The sequence below is a fragment of the Rhodococcus sp. BE178 genome (assembly GCF_050433545.1).
Taxonomy (GTDB): Bacteria; Actinomycetota; Actinomycetes; order Mycobacteriales; family Mycobacteriaceae; genus Prescottella.
In genome coordinates, this window is sequence record NZ_JBNPXA010000003.1 from 300,301 (window position 1) to 317,647 (window position 17,347).

General features: G+C 69.4%; 15 protein-coding genes and 1 tRNA gene. 9 read left to right on the forward strand and 7 right to left on the reverse strand.

Going from position 1 to position 17,347, the window contains the following annotated elements:
• The first annotated feature begins 64 nt into the window (after positions 1 to 64).
• Positions 65 to 805, forward strand: a complete 741-nt coding sequence (locus J2X34_RS08395) for a class I SAM-dependent methyltransferase (protein WP_114718286.1) — start codon at positions 65 to 67, stop codon at positions 803 to 805.
• Between the two features lie 69 nt (positions 806 to 874).
• Here the strand turns inward: J2X34_RS08395 and J2X34_RS08400 are convergent, their stop codons facing one another.
• The 3 genes from J2X34_RS08400 to J2X34_RS08410 all read right to left on the reverse strand — a co-directional run bounded on the left by J2X34_RS08400 (position 875) and on the right by J2X34_RS08410 (position 5,968).
• A complete protein-coding gene (locus tag J2X34_RS08400; protein WP_114718285.1) occupies positions 875 to 1,558 on the reverse strand; it encodes a MazG family protein in 684 nt (227 codons plus the stop codon).
• A 5-nt stretch (positions 1,559 to 1,563) separates the two neighbouring features.
• Entirely contained in the window at positions 1,564 to 5,211 is a 3,648-nt protein-coding gene (gene mfd / locus J2X34_RS08405) for a transcription-repair coupling factor (protein ID WP_429516559.1), read from the reverse strand.
• Between the two features lie 166 nt (positions 5,212 to 5,377).
• On the reverse strand, positions 5,378 to 5,968 hold the full coding sequence (locus J2X34_RS08410; RefSeq protein WP_114718283.1) for a TetR/AcrR family transcriptional regulator: 591 nt from the start codon (positions 5,966 to 5,968) through the stop codon (positions 5,378 to 5,380).
• 220 nt (positions 5,969 to 6,188) lie between these two features.
• Here J2X34_RS08410 and J2X34_RS08415 point away from each other — a divergent pair.
• From J2X34_RS08415 to J2X34_RS08440, 6 genes are all read left to right on the forward strand, one after another.
• Positions 6,189 to 6,259, forward strand: a tRNA-Gln gene (locus J2X34_RS08415).
• A 303-nt stretch (positions 6,260 to 6,562) separates the two neighbouring features.
• On the forward strand, positions 6,563 to 8,041 hold the full coding sequence (gene glmU / locus J2X34_RS08420) for a bifunctional UDP-N-acetylglucosamine diphosphorylase/glucosamine-1-phosphate N-acetyltransferase GlmU (RefSeq protein ID WP_429516561.1): 1,479 nt from the start codon (positions 6,563 to 6,565) through the stop codon (positions 8,039 to 8,041).
• Positions 8,038 to 9,018, forward strand: a complete 981-nt coding sequence (locus J2X34_RS08425) for a ribose-phosphate diphosphokinase (protein ID WP_114718281.1) — start codon at positions 8,038 to 8,040, stop codon at positions 9,016 to 9,018. Before glmU ends, J2X34_RS08425 begins: the two co-directional genes overlap by 4 nt.
• A 65-nt stretch (positions 9,019 to 9,083) precedes the next feature.
• A complete protein-coding gene (locus J2X34_RS08430) occupies positions 9,084 to 9,716 on the forward strand; it encodes a DUF2461 domain-containing protein (protein WP_114718280.1) in 633 nt (210 codons plus the stop codon).
• A 145-nt stretch (positions 9,717 to 9,861) separates the two neighbouring features.
• The gene (locus tag J2X34_RS08435; protein ID WP_114718547.1) at positions 9,862 to 10,539 is read left to right on the forward strand and encodes a hypothetical protein; all 678 of its coding nucleotides are present in this window, start codon (positions 9,862 to 9,864) and stop codon (positions 10,537 to 10,539) included.
• Positions 10,540 to 10,555: 16 nt separating this feature from the next.
• On the forward strand, positions 10,556 to 11,065 hold the full coding sequence (locus J2X34_RS08440; protein ID WP_429516564.1) for an N-acetyltransferase family protein: 510 nt from the start codon (positions 10,556 to 10,558) through the stop codon (positions 11,063 to 11,065).
• On the opposite strand, the gene egtD is transcribed toward J2X34_RS08440, so the two are convergent.
• From egtD to egtA, 4 genes are read right to left on the reverse strand one after another with little or no spacing between them, the layout of a single operon-like run.
• Positions 11,066 to 12,037, reverse strand: coding sequence for an L-histidine N(alpha)-methyltransferase (gene egtD / locus J2X34_RS08445; protein ID WP_174908901.1), 972 nt, complete (start codon positions 12,035 to 12,037; stop codon positions 11,066 to 11,068).
• A gap of 35 nt (positions 12,038 to 12,072) precedes the next feature.
• Positions 12,073 to 12,801 carry an ergothioneine biosynthesis protein EgtC gene (egtC, locus tag J2X34_RS08450; protein ID WP_174908899.1) on the reverse strand — a complete coding sequence of 243 codons (729 nt, stop codon included), beginning with the start codon at positions 12,799 to 12,801 and terminating at the stop codon, positions 12,073 to 12,075.
• Positions 12,801 to 14,129: an ergothioneine biosynthesis protein EgtB gene (gene egtB, locus J2X34_RS08455; RefSeq protein WP_429516567.1), complete on the reverse strand. Its 1,329-nt coding sequence runs from the start codon at positions 14,127 to 14,129 to the stop codon at positions 12,801 to 12,803. Before egtB ends, egtC begins: the two co-directional genes overlap by 1 nt.
• Positions 14,090 to 15,319: an ergothioneine biosynthesis glutamate--cysteine ligase EgtA gene (egtA, locus tag J2X34_RS08460; protein ID WP_429516569.1), complete on the reverse strand. Its 1,230-nt coding sequence runs from the start codon at positions 15,317 to 15,319 to the stop codon at positions 14,090 to 14,092. Before egtA ends, egtB begins: the two co-directional genes overlap by 40 nt.
• A gap of 86 nt (positions 15,320 to 15,405) precedes the next feature.
• Here egtA and J2X34_RS08465 point away from each other — a divergent pair, with 86 nt between their 5' ends.
• Positions 15,406 to 16,578, forward strand: a complete 1,173-nt coding sequence (locus tag J2X34_RS08465) for an aminotransferase class V-fold PLP-dependent enzyme (protein ID WP_429516571.1) — start codon at positions 15,406 to 15,408, stop codon at positions 16,576 to 16,578.
• Between the two features lie 144 nt (positions 16,579 to 16,722).
• A complete protein-coding gene (locus J2X34_RS08470) occupies positions 16,723 to 17,280 on the forward strand; it encodes a hypothetical protein (protein ID WP_114718273.1) in 558 nt (185 codons plus the stop codon).
• Positions 17,281 to 17,347 lie beyond the last annotated feature (67 nt).

The window sequence follows — 17,347 nt, forward strand, 5'->3', positions numbered from 1 at the left end:
GTGGTCTCCCCTTCATATCCGGAGGGCTCGAGGCATCACACCACGCTGAACAGGAGAGGTGCGTATGCAGAGCCAATTCGACGAGCTTGCCGATCTCTACGAGGACATGGCCGCCTGGCCGTTCAGAAGGCATCTGGAGATTCCGAACGTGCTCGCAACACTCGGAGATCTGACGGGACGCGACGTCCTCGACTTCGGCTGCGGCAACGGGATGTACTCGCGATGGCTCAAGGAACAGGGCGCACGCCGGGTAGTCGGCTACGACGTCTCGGACGGCATGCTCGACTATGCGCGCACGTGGGAACAGAACAGCCCTCGCGGAATCACGTTCACTTCCGAACTGACACCCGACCTCGAAGGCCAATTCGACCTGGTATTGGCCGTCTACGTGCTGCCCTATGCCACGACACGAGAAGAACTCCACGACATGTGCGCGCAGATGGCGCGACCGCTTCGGCCCGGTGGCCGTCTGGTCACCCTTCCGATCCATCCGGACTACGAGCGCGATCCGTCGTACTACGAACGGTTCGGCTTCCGGCTCACTCCGATCGGACCCGATGTGGACGGCGGGCAGGTGCAGCTCGATCTCTTCGACCCTGCCGCCCCCGAAAACGAGGACACCGTCACTGCCTACGTCTGGACGAGGCAGAGCATCGACGACGCAATGCACATCTCGGGGTTCCAACTGGCACAGTGGGTCGATCATGCGCAGGTACGTTCCCCGGAAGCGGACGCTGCGGCGTCTCTCCTGCGTGGCTACTGGGAGAAGCCCCATGCGGCGATACTGAACTGCCGCAAGGGCTGACGCCAACCGGGACCACCCGTGCCGAACGAGAGCGACGTGGCGGCCGTGCCATGCACACCGCCCGCCGTTCTACACCCAGTAGGTTCGCCACGCCTCGGCGTCGAGTCCGCCCCACGGCACGCCGGCCGCGTGCGCGGCGGACTCGGCGGCCCGGATCCGTTCGACGAATCGCAATGTCGCCTTGCGTAGTTCGTCCTCGGCGCTCCCTGGACCGCCGAGTCGGATCACGCGCAGTTCGTCGGGTACCAACTCGTCGGGCAGCCCGGCCTTGCGGGCGCGGGAGATCACCTTCTCGGCCAACGCGAGCGCGGGCTGCATCAACGCGATGCCGTCGATGCACGACTGCCGGGCCTTCTCGGCGGCCTTGCGCACTTCCCACGCGCGTTCCTGCTCCGCGACGTCGATGGGCCCGGTGACACCGTCGGTCAAGTGTGGGCTGCGGTGTGCGAGCTTGGCGACCAGGGTCGCGGCGACGTCGTCGACGGTGAACTGACCTGCCGCCTCCGCGATCCGGGAGTGGAAGAGCACCTGCAACAGCAGATCCCCCAGTTCCTCGCGAACACCGACAGGGTCACCGACCTGTACGGCGTCGAGCAGCTCGTACGCCTCCTCGAGCAGGTACGGCCGCAGCGAGTCGTGCGTCTGGGTCACCTCCCAGCCGCCGAATCCCCACAGCCGATCCATCACCTCGACGGCCTCGATCAGCGCGTCGCCGGCGCGCCACTGGTCGCCGCGCTCGCCCCCGGCACTCATCGGGCTCAGACCCCCGCCTGCACACCGCTGGGGGTGCTTACGTCGACCGAACCCGCCGCCTTGCCGTCCATCGCGAGCAGGAAGTCGGCGATGTACTGCAGCAGCTCGACGTCGCGCACCCGATCCGATCCGATGCCACCGGAGCCGGCACGCGGCAGGGGCATCTGCACCAGTCCGGTGGTGGCACGGTACTGCGCGCTGGGGTAGATCCGCTTGAGGCGCAACTGCTTCGAGTCGGGCAGACTCATCGGCGAGATCTTGAGCTGGGTGCCGGTGACGGCCACTTCCTCGATCTCGTACTCACGGCACAGCAGCCGCAGCTTCGCGACCGAGACCAGGCGCCCCACCTCCTCGGGGAGCGGTCCGTACCGGTCGACCAACTCCTCGACCACGGCGGCGATCGCCTCGGCGTCGGTGGCCGCGGCGAGCTTGCGGTATCCCTCGAGACGGAGCCGGTCGCTGGTGACGTAGTCGGGCGGAATGTGCGCGTCGACCGGCAGGTCGATCCGCACCTCCTTGGTCTCCTGCTCGGTGACGACCGGGCGTCCGTCGGCGACCGCGCGGTACGCCTCCACGGCCTCGCCGACGAGCCGCACGTACAGGTCGAAGCCGACACCCGCGACGTGCCCGGACTGCTCGGCGCCGAGAACGTTTCCGGCGCCGCGGATCTCGAGGTCCTTCATCGCGACGGCCATACCGGCGCCGAGGTCGGAGTTCTGCGAGATGGTCGCGAGCCGGTCGTACGCGGTCTCGGTGAGCGGCTTCTCCGGCGGGTACAGGAAGTACGCGTAGCCGCGTTCCCGGCTGCGGCCGACGCGGCCACGCAGCTGGTGCAGCTGCGACAGACCGAGCGAGTCGGCCCGCTCGACGATGAGCGTGTTGGCGTTGGAGATGTCGAGGCCGGTCTCGATGATCGTGGTGCACACCAGCACGTCGAACTCACGCTGCCAGAAGCCCTGCACGGTCTTCTCGAGCGTGTCCTCGTTCATCTGTCCGTGTGCCACCACCACCCGAGCCTCGGGGACCAGGTCACGAATCCGCTTGGCGGCCTTGTCGATCGAGCTCACCCGGTTGTGCACGTAGAACACCTGGCCGTCGCGCAGCAGTTCGCGGCGGATCGCGGCCGCAACCTGCTTGTCGGCGTACGCACCGACATACGTGAGCACCGGGTGGCGCTCCTCGGGCGGGGTGAGAATGGTCGACATCTCCCGGATCCCGGCCATGCTCATCTCGAGGGTTCGCGGGATCGGCGTCGCCGACATGGTCAGCACGTCGACGTGCGTGCGCAGCGCCTTGATGTGTTCCTTGTGCTCGACGCCGAAGCGCTGCTCCTCGTCGACGATCACCAGGCCCAGATCCTTCCATCGGACGCCGGTCTGCAGCAGCCGGTGGGTTCCGACGACGATGTCGATCTCCCCCTCCGCCAACTGCGCGATGATCTCCTTGGATTCGCCGGCGTCGGTGAACCGGGACAGCCCGCGCACCTTCACCGGGAACGCCGCCATCCGCTCGGTGAACGTCTGCAGGTGCTGCTGAGCCAGCAGCGTCGTCGGCACGAGCACCGCGACCTGCTTGCCGTCCTGGACGGCCTTGAACGCGGCTCGGACCGCCACCTCGGTCTTGCCGTAGCCGACGTCACCGATCACGACCCGGTCCATCGGGACCGGCTTCTCCATGTCGGCCTTGACCTCGTCGATCACCGTCAGCTGGTCGTGGGTCTCGGTGAAGGCGAAGGCGTCTTCCATCTCCTTCTGCCACGGCGTGTCCGCGCCGAAGGCGTGACCGGGTGCCGCCTGTCGGGCCGCGTACAGCTGGACCAACTCGCCCGCGATCTCACGAACAGCCTTGCGCGCCTTGCGCTTCGTGTTGGCCCAGTCGGAGCCGCCGAGCTTGCTCAGGGCGGGCAACTCGCCGCCGACGTAGCGCGAGAGCTGATCGAGCGCCTCCATCGGCACGAACAACCGGTCTCCGGGGTGACCTCGCTTGCTCGCGGCGTACTCGATGACGAGGTACTCGCGGCGGGCGCCTCCGATGGTGCGCTCGACCATTTCCACGAAGCGACCGATGCCGTGCTGGTCGTGCACCACCATGTCGCCGGCGTGCAGCGCGAGCGGATCGACCTGGTTCCGGCGCTTGGCGGGCATCTTCTTCCCGTCGCCCGCCGCCGCGACTCGATTGCCGGTGAGGTCGGCCTCGGTGACGATCACCAGTCCGGGGACACCGTCGGCGTCGTCGCCGGGCAGCACCAGCCCCTCGTGCAGCGATCCGCACAGGACACCGACCAGCCCGCGGGCCGGCTCGGCGCCCGGCGCCAGCTCGCCCGCCGGGACGTCGGCGTCACGCAGCCGCTCCAGGACCCGGTGTGCGGTACCGGAACCCGCCACCACGACCACCGCGCGTCCACCGGTGGTGACATGCGCACGCAGGTTCACGAACAGCATCGAGAGCAACTCGTCGGAACCGCGCACCTCGGGCGCCGGCTGCACCGGCAGCACCGTCTCGTCGTCGCTGCCGGAAGCCAGCGGGCTGATGGTCCACCACGGCCGGCCCTGCGCCTCGGCGCTCTCCCGCACCTGGCGCAGCGACCGGTACGCGGAGGCGCCCAGATCGATGCCGCCCCCGAGTACGGACGTGTCGATCGGTGCGGCACCGCCGATCGAGGCCGCCGTCCACGACGCCTCGAGGAACTCCTGCCCGGTGCGCACGAGATCGGTTGCGCGCGTGCGAATCTTCTCCGGATCGCACAGCAGCACGTGCGCGTCGCGGGGAAGCACGTCCGACAGCAGTTGCAGTTCGCCGGGCTGCAGCAGCGGCAGCAGCGCCTCCATGCCCTCGACCGGGATGCCGGCGGAGAGCTTGTCCAGCATCTCGACCAGCGCCGCGTCGGCCGGGTTGTCGGCCGCGAGCTGTGCGGCCCGGTCGCGCACCTGCTCGGTGAGCAGCAGTTCGCGGCACGGCGGCGCGATGACGGTGGCGACCTCGAGCTCGAGCTCGGGCAGCGACCGCTGATCGGCGACCGAGAAGGCGCGCAGCTCGGTGACCTCGTCGCCCCAGAACTCGACGCGCACGGGGTGGTCCGCGGTGGGCGGGAAGATGTCGAGAATGCCTCCGCGCACCGCGAACTCGCCCCGCTTGCCGACCATGTCGACACGCGTGTAGGCCAGCTCGACGAGCCTCGAGATCAGGCCCTCGAACTCGTGCTCGGCCCCGACCCGCAGAATGACGGGCTCGATCTCGCCCAGGCCCGGCGCCATGGGCTGCACCAGCGAGCGGACGGTGGTCACGATCACCTGCAGCGGCGGGCCGTAGTCGGGATCCTCGGGCCGCGCGAGCCGGCGGAGCACCTGGAGCCGGCGACCGACCGTGTCGGCGCCCGGCGACAGCCGCTCGTGCGGCAGCGTTTCCCACGACGGGAACTGGGCCACCGCGTCACCGATGATCTCGCGCAACTCGACGGTGAGGTCGTCGGCCTCACGACCGGTCGCGGTCACCAGCAACAGCTGCGTCTGCTCGGCCAGGGCCGCGGCGACGAACGGCCGCACGGGGTTGGGGGCGACGATGTCGACGGCCGACCGGCCGATGTACTCGCGCACGCGACCGATGGCGCTGTCCGCGAGGGCGGTCCTAGCAAGCCCGGCGAGCGGAGTGGTCACTCCGGCCGAGACCGCGCGGGCCGAGGCAGCCGAGGACGGAGCTGAAGAGGACACGGAAGACAACGACGGCGCTCCTGATGTCGTGAAATGCAGACCGCTCGATTCTATGCGCGTGTGCCGACACGGGGGCCGACCGCCCGATCCGCGCCCGCGCCCGGGCGCCGGATCACTGCCCGAGCTGCGGGTCGGCCTCGAGGTTCGTCAGCCCGTTCCAGCAGAGGTTCACCAGGTGCGCCGCGACGACCTCCTTCGACGGGGTGCGCTCGTCGAGCCACCACGTGGCGGTGGTGGCGACCATGCCGACGAGGGCCTGCGCGTACAGCGGCGCGAGTTCCGGATCGAATCCGCGTTTGGCGAAGTCGCCGGCGAGGATGTGCCCGACCTGCCGGACCGCTTCGTTGAGCAGGCTCGAGTAGGTGCCCTCGTCGGCGGCGACCGGCGAGTCCCGAACCAGGATCCGGAAGCCGTCCGTCCGCTCGTCGATGTACGTGAGCAGCGCGAGTGCCACCCGCTCGACGCGGATGCGCGAGCGGTTCTGGGTCAGCGACGACGTGATCATCTCGAGCAGCTTGGACATCTCACGGTCGACGACGACGGCGTAGAGGCCTTCCTTGCCGCCGAAGTGTTCGTAGACGACCGGCTTGGACACCTGGGCCCGCGCGGCGATCTCCTCGATCGAGGCGGCCTCGTACCCGCGTTCGGCGAAGAGCGCGCGTCCGATCTCGATCAACTGCTCCCGACGCTGGGTGCCCGTCATCCGTGTGCGCGGCGCGCGTTCGGCACCCTGGGATTCTCGTGATGGTCGCGACACTCGAGGTAACCGTCCTTTCCGACACGCCGCGCGGAACACCGACGGCGCTGGTAGAGGCCAGCTTATAGCTCCCCGGCGAACGAATTTCGCCTACGGTTCGACGCGCGGCGCGTCGACATGCGAGGATCGTTCCCGCATTACGAGCGACAGCTCGTGGTCGCGGTAATCCGCCGTAGTGTAATGGCAGCACCTCTGATTTTGGTTCAGATAGTTCAGGTTCGAGTCCTGGCGGCGGAGCTCTCCCGAGCTCTCTTCCCTCCCTCACATTCACCCGATCGAATGTGATTCCCGACACCACCTACCGACCGGTAAGTTCGATGTTGCTACCGTCCCGTTAACTTTCGCTCCCGCGCGAGAGCGGGGGTTTGCACGGCTGCCCGATCCCGGGCCGCCCGGTTCTCCGGACGACCGTGCTCCCCCGCGGCTAGTGTCGGGCGCGTTGCCATCACGAGAACTCGTCGCGATATTCTTTGTCGGAACGTGCGCGACGAGTCCGCCCGCGCAAGCGGCCAAGCGTAGATCGAAACTCGAGGGAGCTTCATGCCACCGAAGACCGCCGTCATCGTCCTCGCCGCCGGTGCCGGGACGCGAATGCGGTCGAAGACCCCCAAGGTGCTGCACACTCTGGCCGGGCGCTCGATGCTCGCGCACTCCCTGCACGCCGCGGCGGCCGTCGAGCCCACCGAACTGGTAACGGTGATCGGACACGATCGTGACGCGGTCGGTGCCGCGGTCGACGAGGTCGCCAAGGACCTGGGGCGCGCCGTCGCGACGGCCGTCCAGCACGAGCAGAACGGCACCGGGCACGCCGTCGGATGCGGGTTGACCGCGCTGCCGGACGACTTCGACGGCACCGTGCTGGTGACCGCCGCCGACGTCCCACTGCTCGACGCCGAGACGCTGCGCGCGCTGGTCGGAACCCACACCGCCGAGCCTGCGGCCGCGGTGACCGTCCTGACCTCGACGGCGCCGGACCCCACCGGGTACGGGCGGATCCTGCGCACCACCGACGGCGAGGTCGCCGCGATCGTCGAGCAGGCCGACGCCACCGAGTCCCAGCGCGCGATCACCGAGGTCAACTCGGGCGTCTACGCCTTCGACGCCGCCACGCTCCGCGCCGCGCTGTCGTCGCTGAGCGCGGACAACGCGCAGGGCGAGCTGTACCTCACCGACGTCATCGCGATCGCCCGACAGGCGGGGAAAACCGTTCGGGCCCAGCACATCACCGACAACCTCCTCGTCGCCGGGGCGAACGACCGGGTCCAGCTGGCCCAGCTCGCCGGCGAGCTCAACCGCCGCATCCTCGAGCGGCACATGCGGGCCGGGGTGACCGTGGAGGATCCGTCGAGCACGTGGATCGACGTGGACGTCACGATGGACCGCGACGTCACGCTGCGTCCCGGCGTCCAGCTCCGCGGCGCCACCACGATCGGCGAGGACGCCGTCATCGGCCCCGACACCACGCTCACCGACGTCACCGTCGGGGAGGGCGCATCGGTGATCCGCACGCACGGCGAGGGCGCCGAGATCGGCCCGTCCGCGACCGTCGGCCCGTACACCTACCTGCGGCCCGGCACCGCCCTGGGCGCGTCCGGCAAGCTCGGGGCGTTCGTCGAGACCAAGAACGCCGATATCGGCGCACACTCGAAGGTGCCGCACCTGACCTACGTCGGCGATGCGACGGTCGGCGAGCACAGCAACATCGGAGCATCCAGTGTTTTCGTGAACTACGACGGCGTGAACAAGAGCCGCACCGTCGTCGGTTCGCATGTGCGCACCGGATCCGACACCATGTTCGTCGCACCCGTCCGTGTCGGTGACGGCGCCTACACGGGTGCAGGCACGGTCCTGCGCAACGACGTGCCGCCGGGGGCGCTCGCCGTCTCGGGTGGCAAACAACGCAACATCGAGGGTTGGGTCGAGCGGAATCGACCCGGCACTCCCGCTGCCGAGGCAGCGGCACTAGCAGCCCAGCAACAAACCGATCAGCTAGAACCAAAGGATGGCGAAGACCAGTGAGCGCGATATCCAGCGACGTGCAGAAGAACTTGATGCTCTTCTCGGGCCGCGCACACCCCGAACTGGCGGAGCAGGTGGCCAAGGAATTGGACATCAAGGTCACGCCGCAGACGGCTCGTGACTTCGCCAACGGCGAGATCTTCGTCCGGTTCGAAGAGTCGGTGCGAGGCAGCGACGCGTTCGTGCTGCAGAGCCACCCGGCACCGCTGAACCAGTGGATCATGGAGCAGTTGATCATGATCGACGCTCTCAAGCGCGGATCCGCCAAGCGGATCACGGCGGTGCTGCCGTTCTACCCGTACGCCCGCCAGGACAAGAAGCACCGCGGACGCGAGCCCATCTCGGCCCGCCTGATCGCGGATCTGCTCAAGACCGCGGGCGCCGACCGGATCATCACGGTCGATCTGCACACCGACCAGATCCAGGGCTTCTTCGACGGTCCGGTCGATCACATGCACGCGCAGGGCCAGCTCGCCCAGTACGTGCGCGAGAACTACGGCACCGACAACATCTGCGTCGTCTCCCCCGACGCGGGCCGCGTGAAGGTCGCCGAGAAGTGGGCCGACGCCCTCGACGGCGCGCCGCTGGCGTTCGTGCACAAGACCCGCGATCCGCTGGTGCCCAACCAGGTCAAGTCCAACCGCGTCGTCGGTGACGTCAGCGGGCGCACCTGCGTGCTGATCGACGACATGATCGACACCGGCGGCACCATCGCCGGCGCCGTCGAAGTCCTCAAGAACGCCGGTGCCGGTGACGTGATCATCGCGACCACGCACGGTGTGTTCTCGGATCCAGCCGCGGAGCGCCTCGCGAACTGCGGCGCCAAGGAGGTCATCGCGACCGACACGCTGCCGATCCCCGAGGAGAAGCGGTTCCCGACGCTGACGGTGCTGTCCATCGCGCCGCTGCTGGCCCGCACCATCCAGGAGGTCTTCGAGAACGGCTCGGTGACTTCCCTCTTCAACGGCATCGCCTAGGCGGTCTACTGCGCCCGTGCCCGATTCGCGCTTCGCGAGCCGGGCACGGGCGTAGCCTTTCCAGTGTGTTCTCCGGATTCCCGACGGCCGCACTGGACTTCTACGAGGACCTCGAGGCCGACAACAGCAAGAGTTGGTGGACGGCGCACAAGTCCGTCTACGACACCGACGTCCGCGCGCCGATGGTCGAGTTGCTCACCGACCTCGAGCCCGAGTTCGGCTCCGGCAAGGTCTTTCGGCCGTACCGGGACGTCCGGTTCTCGAAGGACAAGTCGCCGTACAAGACTCATCAGGGCGGCTTCGTCGAGGTCTGCTCGGGCGTGGGTTTCTACGTGCAGATCGACGCGTCCGGGCTGTTCCTGGCCGGCGGCCACTACGCCCACACCCCCGAGCAACTCGCGCGCTACCGAGAGACGGTCGACGACGAGCGCCGCGGCCGCTCCCTGCAACGCATCGTGCGCAAGCTCGAGTCCGCCGGCTACGACATCGGCGGGGACCGTCTCGCGACCCGGCCCCGTGGTGTCGCGGCCGACCATCCCCGCCTCGACCTGCTGCGTCATCGATCGCTCACGGCCGGTCGCAACTACGGGTGCCCGGACTGGCTCGGCACCGCCGATACGGCCGACGAGGTCCGGCATGCCTGGCGGGCGATGCGCCCCCTCGTGGACTGGTTCGCCGACGCTTTCGGGGTGGTGTGAGCCGGACTCGGCCGACGCGGAGAGTTGATGTGCCACAAGACTTTGCCGAGATCCAGTGCTCCCGAACATGAGTTTGGTCACGCGCGACGAGAAAAGTGGACCTCGGTGTAGCCGGGGTCGGAGCGGTGCCTTATTGTGGCTCGTCGTGATCGACGCGCAGACCCTGGAAAACCCCGCCGCCGCCTCTGTTCCGAATCCGCAACCGGTTCGCCGATGGACTCCCGGGTCTTGTGTGTGGTGTGGAAGCGCCGAATCGATCGAAGTGTTCCGCAACGAACCGCGCTGTGAGGTTTGCCGTGAGCACGAGACCGTCATCGACGAGGCCCGCAAGTTCATGGGCATGTACGGCCTGCGCCCGATCGGCGGCACGCTGCAGTCCGACGACGACGAAGAGCGCGAATGGCGAGTCAACGCCCGCGACGCCCGCGCGGCCCTGAACCAGATCCGTCTGCCCGAGCCGCCGGACCCGGCGCTCATCCGCAAGTCGATGCGCCCCAAGGCCGCTCGCATCGTGACCGCGTTCGAGGCCGAGTCGGCTCCGGCCCGCAAGGCACCCGCGCGTCCCCGCACCGCATCGTCCGCGCCGGCCCCCGCCCCGACCGCTGCCGTTGCACCGGCGAAGAAGCTCGACGTCGCCGCGCTCGAGGAGCGGGTGACGGGCCTGCTCGACCAGCTCACCAAGGTGGACACACAGATCGGACTGGCCGAGGCCGCCCAGGGTCTGGCGGCACGTGCCCGCCTCAACGACCTCAACAGCCAGAAGGCCACCATCCTCCGCACGCTGGCGGCGCTCGAGAAGGCGCGCCGCAGCGCGGGCGAGTAGACAGGGATCGGTCGGCATGCTGATTCGCGACGCGGTCGAGGGCGATCTGCCGGGGATCCTCGAGGTCCACAACGAGGCGATCGCCAACACGACGGCGAACTGGGACGACGCGCCGGCCGATCTGGACGAGCGGCGGCGGTGGCTCGACGACCGCCGCCGACTCGGCTTCCCGATCCTCGTCGCGGACATCGACGGCACGGTCGCGGGCTACGCGTCGTACGGGGTGTGGCGGCCCAAGAGCGGGTACCGCCACACCGTCGAGAACTCGGTGTACGTGCACGTCGACTATCACCGGCGGGGTATCGCCACTGCGCTGATGGCGGAGCTGATCGACCGGGCCCGCGCCGCGCGCATCCACGTGATCGTGGCGAGCATCGAGTCGTCGAACACCACATCCATCGCCCTGCACGAGCGCTTCGGGTTCCGGATCGTCGCGCAGATGCCCGAGGTGGGGCGAAAGTTCGACCGCTGGCTGGACATGACCTACATGCAGCTGACGCTGCCCGATCCGTACGCCACTGAGTAGTCAGCCCCGGCGGGCACACACCAGCGCGAACCGCTCGTCCGCGTCGGTCCAGGTCTGGACGTCGTCGAAGCCGACCGCGGTGAGTTCCGCGCGGATGCCGTTCTTGCGGAACTTCGCCGAGATCTCGGTACGGATCTGCTCGCCCGCCGCGAACGGCACCGTCAGACCGAGGTCGGCCACGCGGACGCTCATCGCGGTGTCGGCTTCGAGTCGCATCTCGATCCACTCCTCGACCGGGTCCCACAGCGCGATGTGCCGGAACCGGTCCAGGTCGAAATCCGCCCCCAATTGTTTGTTCAACACCGACAGCACGTTGAGGTCGAACTGGGCGGTGACCCCGGCGGCATCGTCGTACGCCGGCACCAGCACCGCGGGATCCGTCACCAGCGCGACGCCGAGCAGCAGATGCTCGCCCGGGTCGAGGACGTCGGCGATACCGGCCAGGAAGACGCGGCGCTCGTCCGGCACGAGGTTCCCGAGCGTTCCACCGAGGAACGCGATCATCCGGTGTCCGCCGCCCGGCAGGTGGTGCAGCGAGTCGGTGAAGTCCCCCACCACCCCGTGGACGTCGATCTCCGGGAACTCCGCCGCGATCCGGTGCGTCGCATCGCGGAGGGCACTCTCGGACACGTCCTGCGGGACGTACTTCTCCAGCGAGCCCCGGGTGCCAAGTGCATCGAGCAACAGTCGCGTCTTCTCGGACGAACCCGACCCCAGTTCCACCAGGACCTGTGGAGCCGCGAGGGCCGCGATCTCGCGGGCATGCTCCTCGAGCAGGGCCCGTTCGGTCCGCGTCGGGTAGTACTCCGGCAGCCGCGTTATCCGCTCGAACAGCTCGCTGCCCCGCGCGTCGTAGAACCACTTGGGCGGCAACCATTTGGGGGTCGCCGTCAGCCCCCGGGCCGCGTCGCCGCGCAGCGCGGCCGCCAGTTCGTCGGGTGTGATGTGGACTTCCAGGGTCGGTGCTCTCATACCTCTCCGATCTCCAGAACCTTCTCGGATGACGCTCACAGCGGAGTCGTGATCAGGTGGCCGGGACGCGCGGTGACGATGTACGCGTCCGGAATCTCCTTCCAGTTGTGGTTACGGTCGTAGGGCTCGGAGCTGACGACCGCACGGTCGTCGTCGACGAGGGCCGAGAGCGAGTGGTCCCACGTGGTCGCCCACAGCTGCCGGCCGTCACAGAGGAGCATGTTCAGCCGCGACCCGGGCGCCGCCTCGGTGACCGCCGTCGTCACCTGCATCAGCGCCACCTCGGGGCTGTTGTCGCGCAGGGCGTGGCGCACGAGCAACCACAGCAGCGCCGAATCGGTGGGCGCCTCGAGCCCCAGGAGATCCACGGTGGGAAGCCCGGCCGCGGGACCGATCATCGACTCGGGCCAGTTCGAGATGCGGCCGTTGAGGCTGAACGCCCAATGCCCGGATACGAACGGGGCACACGCGCTGCGCTCGACGGGCATCCCGACGGTCGCCGAGCGGATCGCGGCCAGCACCGCATGCGAGCGGACCCGCGAGAGCATCTCGGGTAACGCCGGATCCGACCAGATCGGCATCGCGCTGCGGTACCGCGACAACGTCGGCCCCCACCACGCCGCGCCGAACCCGTCCGCATTGATGGTGCCGCCGCCGCGCATGTCCCGCGGCGACCACGACTGCCGTAGCAGCGAGAACTCCCCCGCCGAGACCACCTCACGAACGGATCGCGTCGGTCCGATGTAGCCCAGGTGCCGGCACATCACACGTCCCGGGCACAACGGAAACCGGCGAAGATCTGACGCCGGATCGGATGATCCCAGTTCCGGAAGGTGCCCCGGCACGCGATCGGGTCGGTGCCGAACGAGCCGCCGCGCAGCACCCGGTAGTCGCCGTCGAGGAACACCTCCGAGTACTCGCGATACGGAAACGCCGCGAACCCCGGGTAGCCGGTGAACGACGACGACGTCCACTCCCACACGTCGCCCATCAACTGCTGCACCCCGAGCGCGGACGCGCCCGCGGGGTACGAGCCGATCGGCGCAGGGCCCAGATGGCGCTGCCCGAGATTCGCCCGGGTCCGGTCGGGTTCGTCGTCGCCCCACGGGAAGCGGCGCGAGCGCCCGCTCACCGGGTGCCACCGTGCGGCCTTCTCCCATTCGGCCTCGGTCGGCAGCCGCTTGCCCGCCCATCGCGCGTACGCCTGGGCCTCGAACCAGCAGACGTGCACGACCGGCTCGTCCGGGGGAACGGGCTCGAGGATCCCGAAACGGTGCCGCCACCAGTTCCCGCCGCCATCACCGGTCCAGAACATCGGCGCCTCGAGCCCGGACTCGCGTCGATGCCGCCACCCACGCTCGCTCCAGAGTTCCCGCCGCCGGTAGCCGCCGTCCTCGATGAAGTGCGCGTAGTCGGCGTTGGTGACCGGGACGGTGTCGATCGCGAACTCCTCGACATGCACCCGGTGCGCGGGACGCTCGTTGTCCAGCGCCCACGGATCGTCCGAGGTCCCCATCGTGAACTCCCCCGCGGGGATCACCGCCTCGCGCTCGGTCACCGGCCGGCGGGCGGCCCGGACCGGCGGCGCGGTGAGCACCGCGGGTCCCTTCCGCAACTGGTGGGTCGCGAGCATCGTCTCGTCGTGCTGCTGCTCGTGTTGCGCGATCATCGCGAACGCGAAACCGTCCTGCTCGAGCCGACGGCCACGAAAACTGCTCGCGTCCAGAACATCCCATACCTTGCGGCGAACCTGACCGACGTAGTGCCGCGCCTCGGCGGGCCCGAGCAGCGGCAGCGTCGGACGCGCGGATCGCGCGTGCTTGAACGCGTCGTACAGCTCGTCGATGTCGCGGCGCACCGGCTCGCGGCCGCCCACGTCGCGGACCAGCCACAGCTCCTCCTGATTGCCGATGTGCGCCAGGTCCCACACCAGCGGGCTCATCAGCGGCGAGTGCTGGGCCACCAGATCGGCATCGTCGACGCACTCGATCAGGGAGTTGCTGCGTCCCCGGGCCCGCAGCAGCGCCGCCTCCAACTGCTCGCGCACCCCCGTCACGACCGCTCCCCCGTCGGGCACTGCCCGCGGCGACATCGCGCGGCGGCGGCACCGAGGCCCGACGCCAACCCCCGGTCGGGTGCGTACTCGGCCGCGAGCTCGAGCAGATCGCCCGCAGCGGTGCGCAGTTCACCGTCCCCGAGCCCGAAGCGGGCCGCGTCGGACCACCGGCCGCGCGTCGTGGTTCCCACACCCACGGCCGCGAGCGCCGCGTCCGGCGAGGTCGACAGCGCCTCGATCGCCGCGATCGGGAACCGCCACTGGTCCCCCGGCTGGGCGTCGAAATACCGCACCTCGAGGTGACCCACCGCGCGCACCGGCGGAAACACGGTGGTGAGGTGGTAGTCCAGGTCGGCGTGGGTGGGCCGGCGGTCCAGTTCGTCGTCGAGCACGCCGTCGATCCAGTCCGCGAACGTCGCGCCGGGTGGCGCCGTCCAGCACGGCCCGTCCCGGATCACGCACAGCAGCGGGACGTCGAGGACCCAGCGCGCGTAGTCACCGACCGGATCGAGCGTCACGTCGGCCGTTCCGGTGGTGCGCGGCGGGTCCAACTCGAGCCACGTGCGCATCCGCTGCGACGCCCAGTCCCCCGGCGGAATGCCACACAGCCGCGGCGAGCACGCGAACGCGGCGAGCAGCGCGGGCCCGACGGCGTGCAGGAGGTTCCACCGACGGGCCACCTCGTCGACATCGGCACCCGCGTCGACGCTGACCTGCACGGCGGCGGTGTTGCACATCATGAGCTTGCCGAACGGGCCGATGTCCTCGAAGCGCTCCTCCATCGCCCGGTATCGGGGCAGCTGGAGGAGTCGGTGAGCCGCGCGGCGCGCATCGGCGGCATCCGAATGGGCGGCGATGGAGCGGCGGGCGAGGAGATGGCGCAGAACCCGTTCGTCGGAGGCGAGGGCTTCGCAGAGCGCGAGGGCGCTGTCACGGGGAGCGCTGGAGAGTTCGATCTGACCGCCGGGTTCGACGGTGACGAGACTGCCTGCCGGCAGTGGTAGAGCGGGGGAATCGGGCACGAGCGATCGGGATGCATGGGGGCCGAGAGCTGCGGCGATGGCAGCCAGCCCGGGGCGCGTGGGAGCAGGACTGTGGTGCGCGGTGAGCCACTCGAGCTCCGCGCCGATCAGCCTCGGCGGACCCAGTTTGAAGCAGACACCGCCGACGTACGACTCCGCTGCGGGGCGCGACGTCAGACTGGTGGACTCGACAGCGACAACCATGCCATCCTCCCCTCGGGGGCGGTCGAGCGTCCTTCTCGAGGGTAGAGCCCGCTCCCCGATGTGGCTACCGATGAGGAGGAATCGCCGTGCTCGATCTCGAACGGCTCAGGCAGGACACCCCGGGATGCCTCGAGCGGGTGTTCCTCGACAGCGCCGGATCGTCGCTACCGCCGCAGCCGGTCCTCTCGACCGTCATCGGGCACCTGCGCCGCGAGGCCGAGGTCGGCGGGTACGTCGCGGCCGACGAGCGCGCCGACGACCTCGCCGCCGTCCGCGGCTCGATCGCCCGATTGATCGGCGCGACACCGGCCGCCATCGCCCTGGTCGACAGCGCGACGCGGGCGTGGTGCGAGTTCTTCGGGGCCGTCCCGTTGCGCGCCGGCGACCGGATCCTGGTCTCACGGGTGGAGTACGCGAGCAACGCGATCACCGCGCTGCACCGCGCCCGCGCGGCGGGGGCGACGGTGGAGGTGGTGCCGAGCGATCCCAGTGGACGGATCGATCTCGACGCCCTCGACCGGATGCTCGACGACCGGGTACGACTGGTCTCGCTCGTCCACGTGCCCACCAACGGCGGGCTGATCAACCCGGTCCGTGAGGTCGTCGAACTCGCGCACCGGCACGGCGCGCTGGTACTGCTCGACGCGTGCCAGTCGATCGGGCAGGTTCCGATCGACGTCGACGACCTCGGGGTGGATGCACTGTCGGCGACAGGGCGAAAGTGGTTGCGGGGCCCACGCGGAACCGGATTCCTGTACCTGCGGACCGAACTTGCCGGATCACTGACGCCGTCGACCCTCGATCTTCATGGTGCGGAATGGATTTCGGCGGACGACTACCGGCCCGCGCCGGACGCGACCCGCTTCGAACTGTGGGAGTGCGACGTCGCGGCGAGGCTCGGCCTCGGCGCCGCGGTCGACTACCTCCTGGGCATCGGAATCGACTACGCCGCAAGGGCGATCACCGATCGCGCCGATTCCCTCCGCGAGGGACTGGGCGCGATGCCCGGCGTCGAGGTCCGGGACCTGGGCGTCGACCGGAGCGGCATCGTGACCTTCACCGTCGACGGCGTCGATCCCGCGCTGGTCCGGGAACACCTCGCGAACAACCGGATCACCGTCACGGTGAGCGGTCGCTCGTCGACCCTGCTGGACATGAGCGCACGCGGTCTCGACGCCGTCGTCCGCGCGTCGCCGCACTACTTCGTCTCCGACGGCGACATCGAGTGGGTCCTCAGGACGCTGTCGACGCTCCGATAGCGCATCGGCCACTTCGGCCACTTCGGCCACATCTGACCCTCGAGTAACATTTCGGACAACTGTTTCGCAATGCTCATATAACTCCCCCGACGCGCCGGTAGTCACATGACTGGCATCAACCGATCACTGGGGAGGAATTGAGTTATGCAGCGCACCAAGGCCGCCGTTCTGTCGGCGGGCATCCTCGCGGCGGGTCTCCTGCTCGCCGCGTGCAACGACGACGACGGGACGCCGGTGCCCGAAACCACGTCCACCGCGCCCAGCACCACGACCTCGGCGCCGCCGACGACGAGCGCGGAGGCAACGCCTACGGGGGCAGGCGAAGCGGGCGCCGGTGGGTCCGGTGGGTCCGCCGGTAGTGCCGGAGGTGGCGCGAACCAACCGGCCGCCGGAACCGGTACCGGCGGCTCCGGCGGCGGCCAGAACGCCGGGCCGGGAACCCCGCCCCCGCCGCCGTCACCCGCACCGGTCGGCGATCAGCAGCAACCGCCGGCCGATCCGAACTCCGGCAATCCCGTGGACGAGGAGAAGACGGATCCCGGTTCCGCCCCCGGCGGGGACGGCGGCGCAACCGGAGAGGGGACGGACCCGGACGGCACCAAGGATCCGGGCACGGGCGACACCGATACCGGAGGAGACAAGGGGGACGGCGGCGACAAGGGCGAGGGGGATCCCCCGAAGAACGATCAGCCGAACGGCTGACCGAACGGCCGCGCCGCACTCCCCCTCGAGGGTGGTGCGTCGCGGCCGGCCCGTCGGCGTACCGGAG